General features: G+C 54.6%; 16 protein-coding genes. 9 read left to right on the forward strand and 7 right to left on the reverse strand.

Annotation, left to right across the window (positions count from 1 at the left end; all coding sequences use genetic code 11):
* Both ENI00_RS13195 and ENI00_RS13200 read left to right on the forward strand, forming a co-directional pair.
* Nucleotides 1–454, forward strand: a 454-nt coding sequence (locus tag ENI00_RS13195) for a hypothetical protein (RefSeq protein ID WP_304103189.1), incomplete at its 5' end; no start/stop codon positions are given.
* Nucleotides 454–1,638: a WD40 repeat domain-containing protein gene (locus ENI00_RS13200; protein ID WP_304103192.1), complete on the forward strand. Its 1,185-nt coding sequence runs from the start codon at nucleotides 454–456 to the stop codon at nucleotides 1,636–1,638. The genes ENI00_RS13195 and ENI00_RS13200, both read left to right, overlap by 1 nt.
* 74 nt (nucleotides 1,639–1,712) lie before the next feature.
* On the opposite strand, the gene ENI00_RS13205 is transcribed toward ENI00_RS13200, so the two are convergent.
* Both ENI00_RS13205 and speE read right to left on the reverse strand, forming a co-directional pair.
* Nucleotides 1,713–2,210: a DUF6231 family protein gene (locus tag ENI00_RS13205; protein ID WP_304103195.1), complete on the reverse strand. Its 498-nt coding sequence runs from the start codon at nucleotides 2,208–2,210 to the stop codon at nucleotides 1,713–1,715.
* Nucleotides 2,211–2,302: 92 nt separating this feature from the next.
* Entirely contained in the window at nucleotides 2,303–3,184 is an 882-nt protein-coding gene (gene speE, locus ENI00_RS13210; RefSeq protein ID WP_304103198.1) for a polyamine aminopropyltransferase, read from the reverse strand.
* A 140-nt stretch (nucleotides 3,185–3,324) separates the two neighbouring features.
* Here speE and speA point away from each other — a divergent pair, with 140 nt between their 5' ends.
* From speA to ENI00_RS13225, 3 genes are all read left to right on the forward strand, one after another.
* The gene (gene speA / locus ENI00_RS13215; RefSeq protein WP_304103201.1) at nucleotides 3,325–5,235 is read left to right on the forward strand and encodes a biosynthetic arginine decarboxylase; all 1,911 of its coding nucleotides are present in this window, start codon (nucleotides 3,325–3,327) and stop codon (nucleotides 5,233–5,235) included.
* A 170-nt stretch (nucleotides 5,236–5,405) separates the two neighbouring features.
* Nucleotides 5,406–6,005: a sigma-70 family RNA polymerase sigma factor gene (locus tag ENI00_RS13220; protein ID WP_304103204.1), complete on the forward strand. Its 600-nt coding sequence runs from the start codon at nucleotides 5,406–5,408 to the stop codon at nucleotides 6,003–6,005.
* The gene (locus ENI00_RS13225) at nucleotides 6,002–6,640 is read left to right on the forward strand and encodes a ChrR family anti-sigma-E factor (protein WP_304103207.1); all 639 of its coding nucleotides are present in this window, start codon (nucleotides 6,002–6,004) and stop codon (nucleotides 6,638–6,640) included. Before ENI00_RS13220 ends, ENI00_RS13225 begins: the two co-directional genes overlap by 4 nt.
* 27 nt (nucleotides 6,641–6,667) lie before the next feature.
* Here ENI00_RS13225 and ENI00_RS13230 read toward each other — a convergent pair whose 3' ends face one another.
* The gene (locus ENI00_RS13230) at nucleotides 6,668–7,411 is read right to left on the reverse strand and encodes an SDR family oxidoreductase (protein WP_304103210.1); all 744 of its coding nucleotides are present in this window, start codon (nucleotides 7,409–7,411) and stop codon (nucleotides 6,668–6,670) included.
* 225 nt (nucleotides 7,412–7,636) lie between these two features.
* On the opposite strand from ENI00_RS13230, the gene tcdA reads away from it, so the two are divergent.
* Together tcdA and ENI00_RS13240 are read left to right on the forward strand one after the other, a co-directional pair.
* On the forward strand, nucleotides 7,637–8,428 hold the full coding sequence (gene tcdA / locus ENI00_RS13235) for a tRNA cyclic N6-threonylcarbamoyladenosine(37) synthase TcdA (RefSeq protein ID WP_304103212.1): 792 nt from the start codon (nucleotides 7,637–7,639) through the stop codon (nucleotides 8,426–8,428).
* 21 nt (nucleotides 8,429–8,449) lie between these two features.
* Nucleotides 8,450–10,333, forward strand: coding sequence for a cation:proton antiporter (locus tag ENI00_RS13240; protein WP_304103215.1), 1,884 nt, complete (start codon nucleotides 8,450–8,452; stop codon nucleotides 10,331–10,333).
* Here ENI00_RS13240 and ENI00_RS13245 read toward each other — a convergent pair.
* The 4 genes from ENI00_RS13245 to ENI00_RS13260 form a co-directional block, all read right to left on the reverse strand.
* Nucleotides 10,330–11,313 (reverse strand): NADP-dependent oxidoreductase, encoded by a 984-nt coding sequence (locus ENI00_RS13245; protein WP_304103218.1) that lies wholly within the window; start codon nucleotides 11,311–11,313, stop codon nucleotides 10,330–10,332. The two genes, ENI00_RS13240 and ENI00_RS13245, sit on opposite strands and share 4 nt — an antisense overlap.
* A gap of 92 nt (nucleotides 11,314–11,405) precedes the next feature.
* Nucleotides 11,406–11,876, reverse strand: a complete 471-nt coding sequence (locus ENI00_RS13250; RefSeq protein WP_304103221.1) for an acyl-CoA thioesterase — start codon at nucleotides 11,874–11,876, stop codon at nucleotides 11,406–11,408.
* Between the two features lie 2 nt (nucleotides 11,877–11,878).
* Entirely contained in the window at nucleotides 11,879–12,958 is a 1,080-nt protein-coding gene (locus ENI00_RS13255) for an SMP-30/gluconolactonase/LRE family protein (protein WP_304103224.1), read from the reverse strand.
* A gap of 40 nt (nucleotides 12,959–12,998) precedes the next feature.
* Nucleotides 12,999–13,802, reverse strand: coding sequence for an alpha/beta fold hydrolase (locus tag ENI00_RS13260; protein ID WP_304103227.1), 804 nt, complete (start codon nucleotides 13,800–13,802; stop codon nucleotides 12,999–13,001).
* A gap of 416 nt (nucleotides 13,803–14,218) precedes the next feature.
* Here ENI00_RS13260 and ENI00_RS13265 point away from each other — a divergent pair, with 416 nt between their 5' ends.
* Nucleotides 14,219–15,256 (forward strand): AraC family transcriptional regulator, encoded by a 1,038-nt coding sequence (locus ENI00_RS13265; protein WP_304103230.1) that lies wholly within the window; start codon nucleotides 14,219–14,221, stop codon nucleotides 15,254–15,256.
* A gap of 2 nt (nucleotides 15,257–15,258) precedes the next feature.
* Nucleotides 15,259–16,689: a cardiolipin synthase gene (gene cls / locus ENI00_RS13270; RefSeq protein ID WP_304103233.1), complete on the forward strand. Its 1,431-nt coding sequence runs from the start codon at nucleotides 15,259–15,261 to the stop codon at nucleotides 16,687–16,689.
* Nucleotides 16,690–16,707 lie beyond the last annotated feature (18 nt).

The raw sequence follows: 16,707 nt of genomic DNA on the forward strand, positions 1-16,707 counted from the left end.
AGAAAATTGGGCCAGGTTGGAAAAGGACATTCTCGCCGAAGCGAATGCTCTCTGGCAGCCCTGTATCGACTGCTTGCGCAACGGGGAACGGCCGCCTGAGTACACCCTGTTGTCACCATTGAACCACCGCGCCAGCGTAAGCCCGAAAGTAGCGAAGGATTATGTTTTGCGTTTGAAGAAGCTTGCGGTGAATAACTGGGTTCCGGAGCAACCGCCACGGCCTGCGTTGGGGTATGTGGGGTTTAAGGAAGTCGCTGGCGAGAGTGCAATCGAGTTCGATGTATTTCTCGATGAGTCACTGGCTAACGGGAAGCTCTTTCCTGTTGATCAATCAAAATGGCTTTTTAGTCATTCAGGGATGAGAGTTCCCACACAAGAGTTGTTTGAAGAAACCTATCAGCAAGAAATCATGCAGAACAATTTGATTAAAAATTCGAAGTTTGGACGTTACTAATGAGCAAATTCAATCTAAGGGCGCTTTTGCTACTCTTGCTAACGTTCACCGCGGGATACAGCTTGTGGCAAGCCTATCAGTCCGCCGGGCCGATTATGAGCGCCTCTGTTTCTTCAAACGGGAGATTTGCAATCACCGCCCACAAGGACCAAAAGCTTATTTTGTGGGATATGGAAGAGCATAGCCGTAGAATTATCAGCCGCAACGCCAATATTTACAGCGCCTACTTCATCAAGCGTCAGCCCATTTTTCTTTGGCAGGATCTCGACAACGCAGTCACCGCTCAATCGGTAAACGGTGAAATTAAAAAGTCTTTTGAGCTAGACAAGTCCACCTATGGTCATCTCATGACCCACGATCTCAGCACCTACTATTACTCCGACATTGGCTGGGGCCTATTTCAAAGAACAGAAGACGGATCTACAGACACCCTGAAAGCAACCGACCGCAAGGCCTTTTTCGGCTATTACAAGCTGTTTAATCTCTCAATTGACGAATCTGAGCAATGGATTGTTTCCGCAGGAAGTGGAGAGCCCAAGGGTTTTGATCCGCCTTATTATCGTTCGCTACAAGAAGTTCTGGATCAGGGGGCGGACTACCAACACCTTTACAGCGTTGCCCTATGGAATCTCGAAACCGGACAGCCAAGTGCCAAGCTGGATGGCAACTCTTCCAAAACCCACGCCACCATCAGCCCAGACGGGCAATGGGTGGTTAGCGCGGATGAGGCTGGAATCGGGTTATTCTGGAACACAGACCAGCCAGCTAACCGAAGCCGAGTAGCGAGATATCATAGCGGGATTTATCTTGAGGATACGCCTTTTGAAACGGGTGATCCGAGAAATTGGGACAAAAGTAAACTCATCGAAGATTCTGGAGGTCTCAACACTTTCACCATCGCCGTAGCCTTCATCCACAACAGCGAATACTACCTCCGCTTCGGCAACGACAGCCACATGACTGCCCTGTTCAAAACCGGCAGCCCTTGGCCCGTGAAGTATTTTGACCTGGGCGAGTCACCCAAGCTGGTCACCTACGGCAGCCAATACGACCGCAACACTGCAATAGCCACCTCACCGGAAGCGGGTATTCTGGCGATGGGGCATCAGTCTACCGGCGGCATCAGTGTGTATCAATTTGACCCGGACGAGCTGACACTGGAGCGTATCTGGGTGGTGGAGTAGATTCTTGAGGTAACCCTCTCGCCGCCGCATCTGGTCTTTCAGGCATCGATCAAAAACTGGGACATGGCGAGTGCTTACTCGCGGTCCTCGTCCCACATTTCCGGGTTAGCCCAGTATCGGGGGTTGTTCCAGTCCCGCCGTCGGTTGTAACTATCGATGTTGTAGGTATATAAGGTGCGCGCTGGGGTCCCCAGCAGGCGCGCCTGACGTTGGAAACCGAGGCCAAGAAAGTCATTCAGTCGCCAACCCGACTCGTTGGTCATAATCACGGCTATCTGATGCGTGCCAAAGTTGCGTAGCTGGCCGAGCATCAGGATGCCTTCTTCATGGGTCAACTGCTCAAGAGCGCCCTCAATCAGTGCCAGATCGTGAGTATGCGCCAACGCCAGACCGTTGTTGGGCGCTGACAGCAAAAGTTCGGTGTAGTGTTTGTCCGGATGCTGCTTATGCCAGGCGCGGCCCAGACGAACCGGCAGCGTACCGCACACCAGCAGCGTGTCGGGCTGACAATTTTCCAGGGTTTGCGCAAGCGCCTGTTGAGGCGTCAGCTCAGGTTCGTTCTGCTTAATCATTTTACCTCTCGAATGAGGGCGGCATCAGCGCGTTCCAGCCCAGACCCCCCTTGGCATTGTAACAGACGCGCGTGGTGGCGCAGGCTCTTAATTTAACCCTCTTGCGGCCGCACCTCGTCTTCCAGCGCGTCGATCATGAACTGGGGCATGGCGAGTGCGCCGTGGTGAATGCCTGCATTATAGTAGCGGGTTACGAACGGGCGATTGTTTGCATCGTCCTCACGGAAATACTTAACCAGATTGTCTTTGGAAGCCATGGTACAGCTCCACCAGCCGGTGGGGTAAACGGGCTGGGGGAACGGCAGCGTTTGCACATGCTCAAAGCCGGCCTTACGCATGTCGCTGTGAATATCTTTAATAATAGTATGAGTGTGCAATAGAGGCGATTCGCTCTGCTGCACAATAATGCCGCCTTCACCCAGCGCCAGCATGGCATCGCGGTAGAAATCCAGAGCAAACAAGCCCTCGGCTGGGCCGACCGGATCGGTGCTGTCGATAATCAGAATATCGATGCTGCCCGGATCCACTTCCCGCATCCACTTTATGCCGTCGCCAAAGAAGAAATTGGCCCGGGGATCGTCGTTGGATGTACACAACTCGGGGAAATACTCCTCGGACACGCGGGTAACGCGCTCGTCGATTTCAACCTGCCAGGCTTCTTCCACATCGGGGTGTTTCAGTACTTCTTTCAGTGTGCCGCAGTCTCCACCGCCAACAATCACGACTTTTCTCGGCTTTTTGTGAGTGAACAGAGCCGGATGGGTCATCATTTCGTGGTAGAGAAAATTGTCCCGGGTGGTGAGCATCACGCAGCCATCCAGCACCATCAGGTTGCCGAAGGTGTCGGTTTCATAGATTTCCAGCTTCTGAAATTGCGTCTGCTCTTCGTGCAGCTTCTGTTTCACCTGCAGGGAAAATGCGGTTCCCTGATCCTGGAATACCTCAGTAAACCAGTTGTCGTTCAGCGTTGTCATGGTGTTCTCCTGCGAAACCCGGGCGCTTGATCAAGAAGCGTATTGTAGAGGCAAGGCTTTCCGGTGCAAGGGCCAGCCTCTACAATACCAGCCATTCAGCCGGTCTCCCCGGCCCCGGTTTTTCCAGAAGGATAGCAGTCATGAGCAATACCAACGACTCCCCGGCTCATAAGGTCTATAACATTGCCCACTGGAGCGATGGTTATATAGGCGTTAATCCAGAGGGTGAGGTTGTTATACGGCCAAACCGTGGCAAGAGCGCCGCGGAAATCAATCTGCCGGAGCTCACTCGCTCGCTAGTGTGCTCCGGGCTTCAACTACCTGTGCTGGTGCGTTTTACCGACATTCTTCACGACCGGGTGAATAAGCTCTGCAACGCGTTCAACAAGGTTGCCGAAGAGCATAGCTATAAAGGGCAGTACACCGCTGTTTACCCCATCAAGGTGAACCAGCAACGCCGGGTAGTTGAAGAGCTGATCGCCGCGGAACCAGCCGCCAGCAACGGGCAGATCGGCCTGGAGGCCGGCAGTAAACCTGAACTCATGGCGGTGCTGGCGCTGGCCCGGCAGCCAGGCTCTGTGATTGTGTGCAACGGCTACAAAGACCGGGAGTACATCCGCCTCGCCCTGATCGGTCAAAAGCTTGGCCACCGGGTGTTTATTGTGGTGGAAAAGCAGTCGGAGCTGCCGCTAATTCTGGATGAGGCCAAAAAGCTTGAGGTGTCTCCGCTTCTGGGCGTGCGCGTGCGCCTGGCGACCATCGGCAAGGGTAACTGGCAGAACACGGGCGGTGAAAAATCCAAATTCGGGTTGTCCGCCAGCCAGGTTCTGGATGTGGTGAGCACACTGCGCAAGGCCAATGCGTTGGACACCCTTCAACTTCTGCACTTTCATCTGGGCTCCCAGATTGCCAATATTCGCGACATCCAGACCGGATTGCGGGAATGTGCGCGCTTTTACAGTGAGCTCCGGCAAATGGGCGCTCCGGTGAATACCGTTGATATTGGCGGTGGGCTGGGCGTTGATTATGAGGGCACCCGTTCGCGCAGCGCCTGTTCAATGAACTACAGCATGCACGAATACGCCTACAACGTGGTGCACGTGCTGCAAGCTGAGTGTGACCGCCACGACCTTCCCCATCCGGATCTGATCAGCGAATCCGGCCGGGCGTTAACCGCGCACCACTCGGTACTGGTTACCAATGTCATTGACCACGAAGAGCCGGAAGAGCGCCCTGCCAGGCAGCCACAGCAGGACGCACCAACACCGTTACAGGATCTCTGGCGCGACCTGGAAAGCCTGGAGGACCCCGAATCTCCGCGCTCACTGGTGGAAATTTATCACGATGTGCTGCACGCGATGGCAGATGTTCATAGCCAGTTCGCCCACGGTCTGCTCTCTTTGCAAGAGCGCGCAGATTCAGAAACACTCTATATTCGCTGCTGTCGGATGTTGCAGAACCAACTGGACATGAATAGCCGAGGTCACCGCGAAATCATTGACGAGCTGAACGAAAAGCTGGCCGCCAAACTCTTCGTGAACTTTTCTTTGTTCCAGTCACTGCCGGACGTATGGGGTATCGATCAGATCTTTCCGATCATGCCGGTTAACGGTTTAAACCGCCCCCTTACCCGACGTGCCGTTATACAGGATATCACCTGCGATTCAGACGGCCGCATCGACCGTTATGTGGATGGCCAGGGCACGGAAACCACCCTGCCATTGCCTGAAGACGAGCCCGGTGAACCTTTGTTGATGGGATTTTTCATGACCGGTGCCTATCAGGAAATTCTGGGAGATATGCACAATTTGTTTGGTGACACTCATTCGGTGGACGTGCGCCTGAACGACAATGGCAGCTTCAACATCAGCGCTCCCATTACCGGTGATACCGTGGCCAGCGTGCTCAGATATGTGAACTTTGAACCTCAGACGCTCCTGAAGGCGTATCGGGAAAAGTTTGCCGCAAGCGGTCTGACCCAGGATACCCAGTCCTCCTTGTTTGACGAGCTTGCGGCCGGGCTTGAAGGCTACACGTATCTGGAGGACTAAAGCGCGTTAATAAAGTCATCAAAGGGCAGACGGATCACAACATTACTTTAACCGGGGTCTGATCCACACAAAGAACGGGGGCGTACATATCACGACTGACAAACCCGGGACGAGTGCATAGAATGACAAACAGAACGAGTTTAAATCATGCGACTGTCAAGGAGCGTCCGGTGACCACACTGGAACAGAAACCAACACGCGGTGAGGGCCGAAAAGATCCCTGGAGCCAGTTGTTGGTGAAAGTTGGAAAGAGCCAGGATCGCCAAGCGTATCATGCATTGTTTGAGCACTTTGCCCCGCAGCTCAAGTATTACGCTATGGCAAATGGCATGGCCAGCCACGCAGAGGAGCTGGTGCAGGAAGTTTTTGTTTCCATTTGGAGGCGCGCCTGTCTTTACGATTGGCAGAAAGCTGCAGCTTCAACCTGGATTTTTACCATAGCGCGAAACCAGCGCATTGATATGCTTCGTAAAATGCGCCGCACCAGCGCAGAAATGCAGGTAGAGACAGAAGACCTGTGGCAGATCCCCGGCGAAGACGAGAACGAACCGGTAACGTCACTCCATCGCCTGATGTCAGAGCGGCGAGTCAGAGAATCTCTGCGCCATTTGCCAGAGGAACAGATTACCGTGATAGCCAAGGTGTATATGGAGCAGAAGTCCCATCAAATGGTGGCTAACGAGTTGAACATTCCTCTCGGTACGGTCAAGAGTCGGGTGCGCCTTGCGCTGAACAAGTTGAAAGTGATTTTGCAGGATCAGAACGTATGACACGGCATCACCCCGAAAGCCTGACCTTGATGGAGTTCAGTGCAGGCAACCTGAGCGAGCCTCATGCCCTGTGCATACGGCTGCACCTTGATGAGTGTTCCCTTTGCCGCAGCCGGGTCGACACGCTCGACAGCCTTGGCGCTGTGATGATGGAGCGCCAACCCAAGGTCAGCGTTTCGGAATCAATGTTTGAAAGCATTCTGGCAAAAATAGACAGCTCACCTTCGCCTCAGCACACAGCGAAAACGTCACCCAGAATCAGCGTTCTTCAAAAGCTTCTTGGGGACGACGTCAATAATCTGCCATGGAAACGTCAGTTAGGCGACGTTAGCGTGTTGGACATTACGGAAAAATTTCCAGATCAGAACGAGCAGGTTGTTCTGCAAAAACTGGTCTCTGGAGGCAAAGCTCCGGCTCATACCCACCGGGGCAATGAAACAACTATCGTATTGCAGGGTGCGTTCGCCGATCAGAAAGGCGTATTCAACCAATGGGATTTTGTAGTTCTGACCGACCAGGATGAGCACAAGCCTGTCGCAGTCGGGGGCGAAGACTGCATCACGCTTTCCGTATTGAGTGCGCCGGTCAAGTTGACCGGAATCTTCACGCGCATGCTGAATCCGTTTATTCGCTGATTTTTTCTCAATGTCCGCTTTTACTTTTTACCAAGGGAGCTCTGAGCCGTCCCAGCTCAAAAAGCGGCCGTTATCCTCAGACGTCATTCCCTCAACAACCGTCAGCAGGTTTCCAGCGGTTTCAGCGGCGCTGTGAACCTGAAGCTGCGCCAGGGACTGCCTGAAAGGATCGCTCAGTGCCGACTCGGTTGTCCCCGGGTGCAGCGATACGCAAGCAATGGGTTTGCAGCGGCGAGGGAGCTCCACTGAAAGCGTTCTTACCAGCATGTTCAGAGCCGCTTTTGAACTTCGATACGCATACCATCCTCCCAGACGATTATCCTCGATTGACCCCACTTTGGCCGAGATGGCGACGATCCGTTTTAAGCCACGGTGCCGAAACCAGGGCAGCAACGCCTGAACCAGCAAAGCAAAGCCAGTCGCGTTTACGGCAAAGGCCCGCGCCATACTCTTCGCTTGCAGTTCTTCCAGGCGTTTTTCCGGAAACATGGGGCCGTCGTGCAATAGTCCGGCGGCGTAAATGAACGTATCAATGCCGTTGTCAGCCGACATCGTTTTTTCGAGAGCCTGAGCGATCACGCCCGGCGACTGATCATCTTCCGCATCCCAGGCCAGCAAGGTCACGCGGCTGTGGCTGCGCAGTGGTTCAGGCAACGTCGATGGGTCGCGGCAAAGGCCCACCACTAACGATTCTTCATCTCGATCCAGCAGGGCTTCCACCATCGCACCACCGATCGCACCGGATACGCCGGCCACGAGAATTCGCGTCATGTCATCCTCCATCTGGTTCTCAACGTTATACGAACAACGGGCGCCGCAGACCGCTAAAACGTTCACAGAAGTGTATTTAAGCCAGAGAGAACCACGTATCGCGTGGCTTTTTTGCAGGCGTTTTCTGTCTGCTTCGCCACTGGGGTACAATTACGCCCTTTGACGCATTTTTTAATGCACTTTTTTACAGCCTCCGGCTTGCGGCCGGATCTGAACGGAGACCGCATGAACGCAGACGATTACGCTTTCCGCTTTGGGGGTATTGAGCGACTGTACGGGCGTCGTGTGCTGCACGCCTTTCGCGACGCCCACATTGCCGTTATTGGCCTGGGCGGGGTCGGCTCATGGGCGGCCGAAGCGCTGGCACGAAGCGGTATTGGCACAATTACACTGGTTGATATGGATGACATCTGCGTGTCCAACACCAACCGTCAACTGCATGCTCTTGAAGGCCAATACGGGCGCACCAAAACCGATGCCATGGCCGAGCGCCTCAAAGCGATCAACCCCCAGGCTCACATCCGCATCCATTTTGGCTTTCTTACCCTGAAAAATCTCACGGATCTGATCACGCCTGACATGACCGGTGTGATCGACGCCATAGACAGCGTAAAGCCGAAAGCGGCGCTGATTGCCCACTGTCAGCGTGGAAAAATCCCGATCATTTGCGCAGGGGGCGCGGGAGGCCAAACAGACCCGACCAAAATTCTGGTAGCGGATCTTAGCAAGACCACACAAGACCCTTTGCTGGCCAAGGTTCGAAACCTTTTGCGGCGCGAGTACGGCTTCTCCCGCAACCCCAAGCGGCGCTTCGGCATGGAGGCCGTATACTCGACAGAACAGCTCACGTATCCTGCCGAAGACGGTGAGGTCTGCCGGCAAAAGCCGGCAACAGCGGGACCCTCTCGGCTCGACTGTGCTTCGGGCTTCGGTGCCTCGTGCCCGGTTACCGCCAGCTTTGGCCTGTTTGCCGCCTCCAGACTGTTAAATCGCATTGCACGACGCACCAACCTCTAACCTTACGGATTCCAGACCCTTATGCCCGCCAGCACTGTCCTGATTCTCGCAAGCATTGGTGTTCTCTCACTGTCTTGCCAGTGGCTCGCATGGCGTGTGCGCATGCCAGCCATTCTTTTTCTGCTCGCCGGCGGCCTTCTCGCGGGCCCGGTTCTGGGGTACCTGGCACCGAACGACGTATTTGGCGATTTGCTGTTTCCATTGGTCTCTCTTGCCGTCGCCATCATTCTGTTTGAGGGCAGCCTGACTCTGCGTTTCGAAGAAATTCGCGGGCACAGCAAAATGGCGCGCAACCTCATCCCCATAGGGTCCATCATTACCGGCATTATCGGCACCCTGGCAGCACGCTGGGTTCTGGATATTTCCTGGGCCGTCGCCCTGCTATTCGGCGCCATTTCCATTGTTACCGGCCCGACCGTTATCGCGCCTCTGCTACGCTCAGTTCGCCCAACCGCCAAACTGGCGAACATTCTTCGCTGGGAAGGCATCATCATTGATCCTGTGGGGGCATTGCTGGCGGTTTTGGTGTTCGAGGGTATCGTTTCCTGGGGCCAGGGCAACGTGTTCGGTCACTCCCTTTATATTTTCGGCAAAACACTCCTGATTGGCTTCGTAACCGGTGCGCTTGCCGGCTATCTGAATGGCCTGGTGCTGCGCAAACACCTGATGCCGCAATACCTGCACAATGCCGGCACACTTACCTTCATGCTTGGCGTGTACGCTTTCTCCAATGAGCTGGCCTACGAATCCGGCTTGCTCACGGTCACGGTCATGGGGATCTGGATGGCCAATATGAAACAGGTCTCGGTAGACAGCATTCTCGAGTTCAAAGAATCCTTGAGCGTGCTTTTGATATCGGCATTGTTCATCATCCTGGCGGCGAGGGTTGAGTTTGCAGCCATTGCGGATTTGGGATGGGGTCTGGCGGTGGTTCTGGCGTTGCTTATGCTGGTTGCCCGCCCGCTCAGTGTGTTTTTATCGGCCATAGGGACAGATCTCAACTGGCGGGAAAAACTGTTTTTGAGCTGGGTGGCTCCCAGGGGTATTGTTGCGGCAGCGGTTTCTGCCCTGTTCGCATTCCAGCTCCAGAAACTCGGCTATGAAAGTGCCGCCGCTTTGGTGCCTATGGTGTTTGTTCTGATCATCACAACGGTCACCCTGCAAAGCCTGACGGCGCGGCCAATCGCCCGGCTGTTGAACGTAACTGAACCGGCGGAGTTTGGCTTCCTGATTCTCGGCGCCAACCCGGTTGCCCGCATGATCGGCCAGGCCCTGAAAAAACACGAGGTTCCGGTTACTCTGGCGGACACCAACTGGGAAAACGTGCGTCAGGCGCGCATGGACAACCTGAAGGTGTATTTCGGGAACCCGATCTCCGAGCATGCCTCAAGCAATCTTGACCTCACCGGTATCGGCAATCTATTGGTGGTCTCTCCTTACAAGCACATGAACTCGCTGGCGACTTATCACTTCCTCGACTGGTTCGGCGACACCAACGTGTTCAGCCTTGCAGAAGGCGATCAGGACCAGAAGGCCCGACACCAGACCGCCGAGAAAATCCAGATGACACGAGGCCTGTTCGACGGCGTGAGTTACGCTAAACTTGCCAGCCTTGCCAGCCAGGGTTACTCCGTAAAGACTACAGAGCTCAGTGAAGAGTTCGGCTACAAAGACTTCCTCAAAAAATACGGCGGGCAGGCGTTGGTGCTATTCATCTTCGACAGCAAAGACCGCATTAAACCGGTGCGCAGCATGGACGACCTGAAGCCTGGCGACGACTGGATATTGATCAGCCTGGTGCCACCCCAAAATCACAAAGAAAAAAGAGATCGGGAAAATGGTGAGGGCAAAGAGCCTTCAGCTCAGAGCCAAAAGCCCTCGGCGCTGGATAAAAACCCAGCCTAACGGCAATCCAGAACAAGTTTGCCACGCACGTGCCCACCTTCAAGAAGATCGTGGGCCTGAGCCACCTGATCCAGCGTAAAGGCTTTCTCGACGTGCACTTTCACATCACCGTGCTCAATAAGCTCGGCAATTTCATCCAGATGGAACACGTCCGGGCGAACGGTCATACCATGGGCCCTTAGTCCCAGGTCTTCGGCCGCACTGACAATCTCGTCTGCGGTGATTGTCGGAATGGTAACCAGCATGCCATTCTCACCCAGGGTACGCAGAGACCGCTTACCTGTGTCGCCGCCGACCAGATCCAGCACTACATCCAGCCCATAACATTCATCAACAATGTCGGTGGTGTGATAATCGATAACCTCATGAACACCAAGCTTTGAAAGAAAATCCCGGTTGCCCGCTGACGCCGTTGCAATAACGTGGGCACCCCGTGTCAGCGCGAACTGCACGGCAAAATGCCCCACACCGCCAGCGCCTGCGTGCACAAGAATTTTTTGCCCGGGTTCTAGCTTGGCCACTTCAAACAGCGCCTGCCACGCGGTGAGCGCGGCAAGGGGCAGCGCCCCGGCTGTTACCAGATCAAGCTCTTCCGGCACGATAGCCAACTCATCTGCGGTCGCCAGTGCGTATGCGGAATAACCGCCACCATTCAGTGGAAAGCCAATCATTCCCATAACCCGGTCGCCGGGTGCGAGCGTGGTTACGCCCTCACCGATCGCAACCACCTCACCGGCAACATCGTAGCCTGGGGTCCAGGGCAACGAGCTTTCAATTTGCTGTGCCACAAACCCGAAGCCTTTGCGGGTTTTCCAATCAATGGGATTAAGCCCGGCGCCGTGAACGCGAATCAGCACCTGCTTTTCTGCCGGCGTGGGTATATCCGAGGTGACAACCTGCAAAACATCACGTTCACCAAACTGGCGGTACACCACCTGGCGCATGGAAGAATCAGAATGCTTGTTAACGGGCGTTTCCATGGGTATCTCCGGGCGATAGGGTTAGCAGGGACAGGCTCTACGGCTCTGCCACAAGACTAACAGAAGTTGGTGAGAATAGTGACTCAGGCTCTTTATAGCGCTTTCCCACCGACCACACAGGCAGCTTTCATTATGTCTGCAAACTCTTTGGGTGCACGTGAAGGTCTCTGGGTTTTCAGATCCACACAGGCGTGGGTTGACCCAGCCCGGACCAGGGTTTTGCCATCGGCCGGGCGTATCAACTGAAACCGCCGCTCAGAGCGGAAACGACCGTCGAAGCCGCTCAGCCAAGTGCCCATTAACAAACGGTCTCCGGCATTGGCTGCGGCCAGATAGTCAATTTCAGTGCGGGTTATAGCCATGGCTTTGCCGGTCGCCTCATGCAGTTCCCACGTCATGCCCAGGCTCTCGACATGGGCCCAGCTTATATCCTCCAGCCAGCGCACATAGACCACGTTATTGGCGTGCCCCAGCCGGTCAGTGTCGCCTTCAATCACCTGAATTTCGAGGATGAAAGGATCCGGCAAATCCCACTGTAGTTGCTGTAGCGGCTGTTCTGTCATTACTACTCTCCAAGGCCCGGAATGTTCTGCAACGGTAGCCGCCCAATACGGTCATTGTGAAGTGAACCAAAATACAGGTAGCCATCCCGTGGGTTGACCGATGTAATTTCCTGCAGATGCTCGCCCTGCGTATCGTGGAGGCTGGTGATTACTTTGCCATCGGGATCAAATGCGACCGCCAGACCGTATTTTTGAGGCGCAGGTTGCAGACTCTTGGGCAACTTGGCCACCAGCTCCTTAAGCCAGGGCTTCGGATGCAGCGTGTCGATGCTGGCGTTGCGCAGAGTGGGGAAAGCCACCCAGAACCGGCCTTTTTCATCCACTGCAAGGTTGTCGGGGAAGCCGGGCAGGTTATCCGCAAACACCTCCGTCTGGCCGGCTTTCGGCCCTTTTATCCAATAGCGCAGAATGCGGTATTTCCAGGTTTCGTTTACCAGCACATAATCGTCGTCTGGCGCCACGGCAACGCCGTTGGCAAAGTACATATTGCCTATTAACACCTCAACCTCACCGGTTTGCGGAGAGTAACGCAAAAGCCGGCCGTGGGGTCTCATTTCCAACAGGTCGAGCTGGTAATCCGGTTGATGAAAACGGGAACTGGCATCGGTGAAATAGATCCTGCCGTCCGCGGCGATATCGACGTCATCCGTAAACCGGAACGGTATTCCCTGAGCTTCGCGGGCAAGCACGGTGATGTTTCCATCCTGCGCAATTGAAAGCAGGCCTTTCCAGGCATCGGCGACAATCAGGTTTCCCTCTTGATCAAACACCAACCCAAGGGGTCGGCCTCCGGTGGAAAGCCAGTTGTCAACGCGACCGTCCGGAAATACCCGCACAATATAACCGTCCTGGGTTCCCGCAAAGATCACACCTTCGGAGTTAACGGTTGTATCCTCAGGCCCGTAAACCTGGCCCTGGGCCAACAGCTCTGCCTTGCGCAAGTACTCATTCGGAGCCAACAAACCCTTCATTGGCACAGGCGCCGGCGGCTGCCACGCCAGGGCGTCGACAGGCGACGGAACCAGAACAAAACCGCCCATCAAAAGCAACAGCAGCAACCCTGCCCCCATCAACCACTTCATACGCTTGACCTGCCCGTTATCCGTTTATTGTTATGAGAGCTCAGTCGGCACCGTGTTCTTCCAGAAACTGTCGGCACAAACCCACAAAGATGTCTGTTTTCTCAGCGTGCAACCAATGCCCGGTTCCCTCGATTATGCTCAGTTGAGCGTGGGGAAACAGGCGATAGATCTCATCCTTATGCTTGTCCTGAATATAGGCAGAATCGGCACCTTTGAGAAACAGAACCGGCCCATCGTATGGGGCGTCGGCTGTTGGCGCTCCAGCCAGGTTGGAATAACACGATTCGATAGCCTTCAGGTTCAGGCGCCAGCGGTAGACCGGGCCACCTGCTGATTGTTCCTGTTTGGGAATTCGCTCAAGATTCATCAACAAAAACTGCCTTGTAGACGCCATCTCGACAAACTCCGCCAGCTGCTTTCCTGCATCACCACGCGAGCGCACATTGGTGAGGTCAAGCTGCGTCAAGCCTTCAAGAATAGCATCATGGCCGGCCTTGTAAGCGACAGGCGAAATATCGGCCACGATCAGTTTTTCGATACGTTCTGGCGCCTGCAGAGCAACTTGCATGGCCACTTTCCCGCCCATTGAGTGCCCGAGAATACAGGCCGTGTCTATGCCCTGTTGATCCATGTACGCGACCACATCGGCGGCCATGGACGGATAATCCATGGAATCTGTATGGGGCGAGCTGCCGTGATTGCGCTGATCCAATGCGTGGATCTGCCAGTCACCCTGAAGTTTCCGGGCAATACCGCCCAGATTCTCCAACGACCCAAACAGGCCGTGCAACATGATCAGAGGGGCACCCTCTCCGGTAATTCTATGGTTCAGTGTAACGCTCATGGGCAGGTTGCCTCCGTCGGGAATCGCGCTGTTTGAATGCGGATACATTAACATTGCCAGCGCCTCGAGCAAGTGGCGAGGGTGGCACGAGTGAAGAGGGGATTTTTTCGGAACAAAAAAAACCGGGCAAAGCCCGGCATAAAGGTCATAAATGGTAAATCTGAATACTTAACAGCAATAAATGTCGCGCAGATATTCAACAAGTGCCACAACATTTTCGCGCTCACGTTCTGTGCGGGGTACAAAAATCTCATGTTCCATAAAACGTCTCCTGACTGGCGTTCCGATTATTTTCTTCTGATCATTAAATGCTATCGTTGAAGACGGCAAAACCCGTTGACAGACTGTCCCACTGGCTTGACATTTTGTATCAACACCCATGACAACTCGTTAATGAGACGGCTAATGTGACCTCTATGCCTACGGACACCACAACGACACTCTTCGTTGCCGCCTCAAGCACACTGGCACTGGTGCATTACCTGAGTCGACAAGGTGTTCTGGACAGCCGTCGCGTAGAACAGCTTATCGGCCTGACTATGCCAGCGCTTGAGGACCCGGACAGGCGCGTACCCGCGCAAGCGCACTACAAACTTTGGGAGCACGCCGAACAGGTGACCGGCGACCCGGCGGTAGGACTGCACGCAGGCCAGGTTATTGACCCAGAGCGCATGGGGCTGGTTGGACACGTCTTCTTTAATTGCGATACCTTGGGTGAGGCGGTAACGCAATATGTCCGCCTACACAGGCTGATTAACGAGTCGGTAACCCTGAGCTTCGAGCAGACGGGTGAGCAGGCCGTTCTCACCTGGCAGGCGGATTCACCAGAACATTACTGCCGTCAGGATATGGATCGTACGTTGGCGGCGGCGCTTTGCCGTACCCGGCATTTTATCTTTTCCGGAATACAGGCCGAATGGGCGGAAATTGCTCACCCACGCCCGGAGTACGCAGACCAATATGAAAAACTGTTCAAAGGACCGGTAACCTTCGGGGCAGCTACAACCCGTCTGGCATTCAACAGCCAGCACATGAGCCATCCCATTCCTCACCGTAACCCCTACGTATACTCGGCGGTACTTCGGCAGGTTAATGGGCTATTGGCGCGACTGCAGACCCGACGCTCATTCGGCCGGAAAATACACCGGTTGATTTCACAACAGATGTCGACCGACAAAATCGATGCAGACACCCTCGCGCGCCAGTGCCACATGAGCCGCCAGACCCTGTACCGGAGGCTGAAAAAAGAAGGCTTGGGTTTTCATGAACTTGTGGAGCAGGTACGCAAAGACAAAGCCCTACGCTACGTTGCATCCGACCGCTATGCTCTGGGGGAAATCGCGTTTCTTCTCGGGTTCTCTGAGCTGAGTGCGTTCAGCCGGGCTTTCAAACGCTGGACCGGCACGGCACCGGTGCAATACCGAGCTCAGCACCTTAACCGGGAAACACATTAATGATGCCTGACACCTCTTTGCTGGCGATTGCCGTTGGCCTGCTCTATTTAGGCTCCATTGCCTGCATTTATCGCATTCTTCTGACCTACCGCACGGCTCAGGGGGCGATAGGCTGGATTATTGGCCTGCTCGGCCTGCCCTATATTGCTGTGCCGTTGTTCCTTGTATTTGGCCGCTCCCGCTTCGGTGGGTACGTTAAGGCAAGACGCATGGGCGATCAGTCTCTCACCGATCTTCTCAATCGCTTTGAACAGCAGACCACCTCTCTTTCCAAACCGGACCAGGAACAGTTTGACAAACAACTGCAGGTTCTTTGCAAACTCGGGCGACAACCCTTTACCGAAGGTAACCTGTGCACACTGCTGCGCGACGGCGAGGCGACGTTTAAAGCCTTGATCGAAGCAATGGAGAGCGCAACGTCCTATATTCTTCTTGAGTTCTATATTGTTCGCTCAGATAAAATTGGCCAGCACATAAAGACCGTTCTGGAGCGCAAACTGGCTGAGGGCGTGCAGGTCTGGTTCCTTTACGACGAGATCGGCAGCGTGGGTCTGCCTCGCACCTATCTGAAACAACTCACCGTCGCCGGTGCCCATGTTGCCTCATTCGGTGATGGCAATATCCGGCGTCGCCGATTTCAGATGAATTTTCGCAACCACAGAAAACTGCTGATCTGCGACGGAAAAATCGGTTTTGTAGGCGGCATCAATCTGGGCGATGAATACTTGGGCGCGGTGATGAATCAGGCGTCTTGGCGGGATACTCACTGCCGCATTGAAGGCCCCGCCGTTATCGGGCTTCAACTTGCCTGGGTAGAGGACTGGAACTGGGCCAGCGGTGAATTCCCTGAACTGGACTGGAATCCGGTAGATAGTACGCCGGGCGACGAACATGTTCTGATACTTCCCACCGGGCCGGCCGACACCTGGGAAACCTGTACTCTGTTTTTTCTGAACTGCATCAACAATGCCCAGTCCCGCATCTGGATTGCCTCACCGTATTTTGTTCCGGATGTCCAGATTGTGAACGCGCTGCAGCTAGCCGCTCTTCGCGGAGTAGACGTTCGCATCATGATCCCCGAAAAATCAGACAGCCAGCTTGTGCGCCTCGCCGCCTACTCCTATCTGGTTCAGGCGAACCAGGCCGGTATCGGCATTTATCGGTATCAACCAGGATTCATGCATCAGAAGGTTGTTCTGGTAGACCAACACTACGCAGCCGTGGGTACCGCGAACCTCGATAACCGTTCCATGCGCCTCAATTTCGAAATCATTGCGATTAACACCTCCGAATCGTTTGTTTCGGATGTGAATTCCATGCTCACAGAGGATCTCGCCCACTGCCGCAAGATGACCGAACACGACTATGAGGGTCGCTCTATTTTCTTCCGGTTGACCTGTCGGGCTGTTCGCTTACTGGGACCTCTGCTTTAGTCCAATCGCGGGCGCTGA

The sequence above is a fragment of the Marinobacter antarcticus genome (assembly GCF_011049865.1).
Taxonomy (GTDB): Bacteria; Pseudomonadota; Gammaproteobacteria; order Pseudomonadales; family Oleiphilaceae; genus Marinobacter; species Marinobacter antarcticus_A.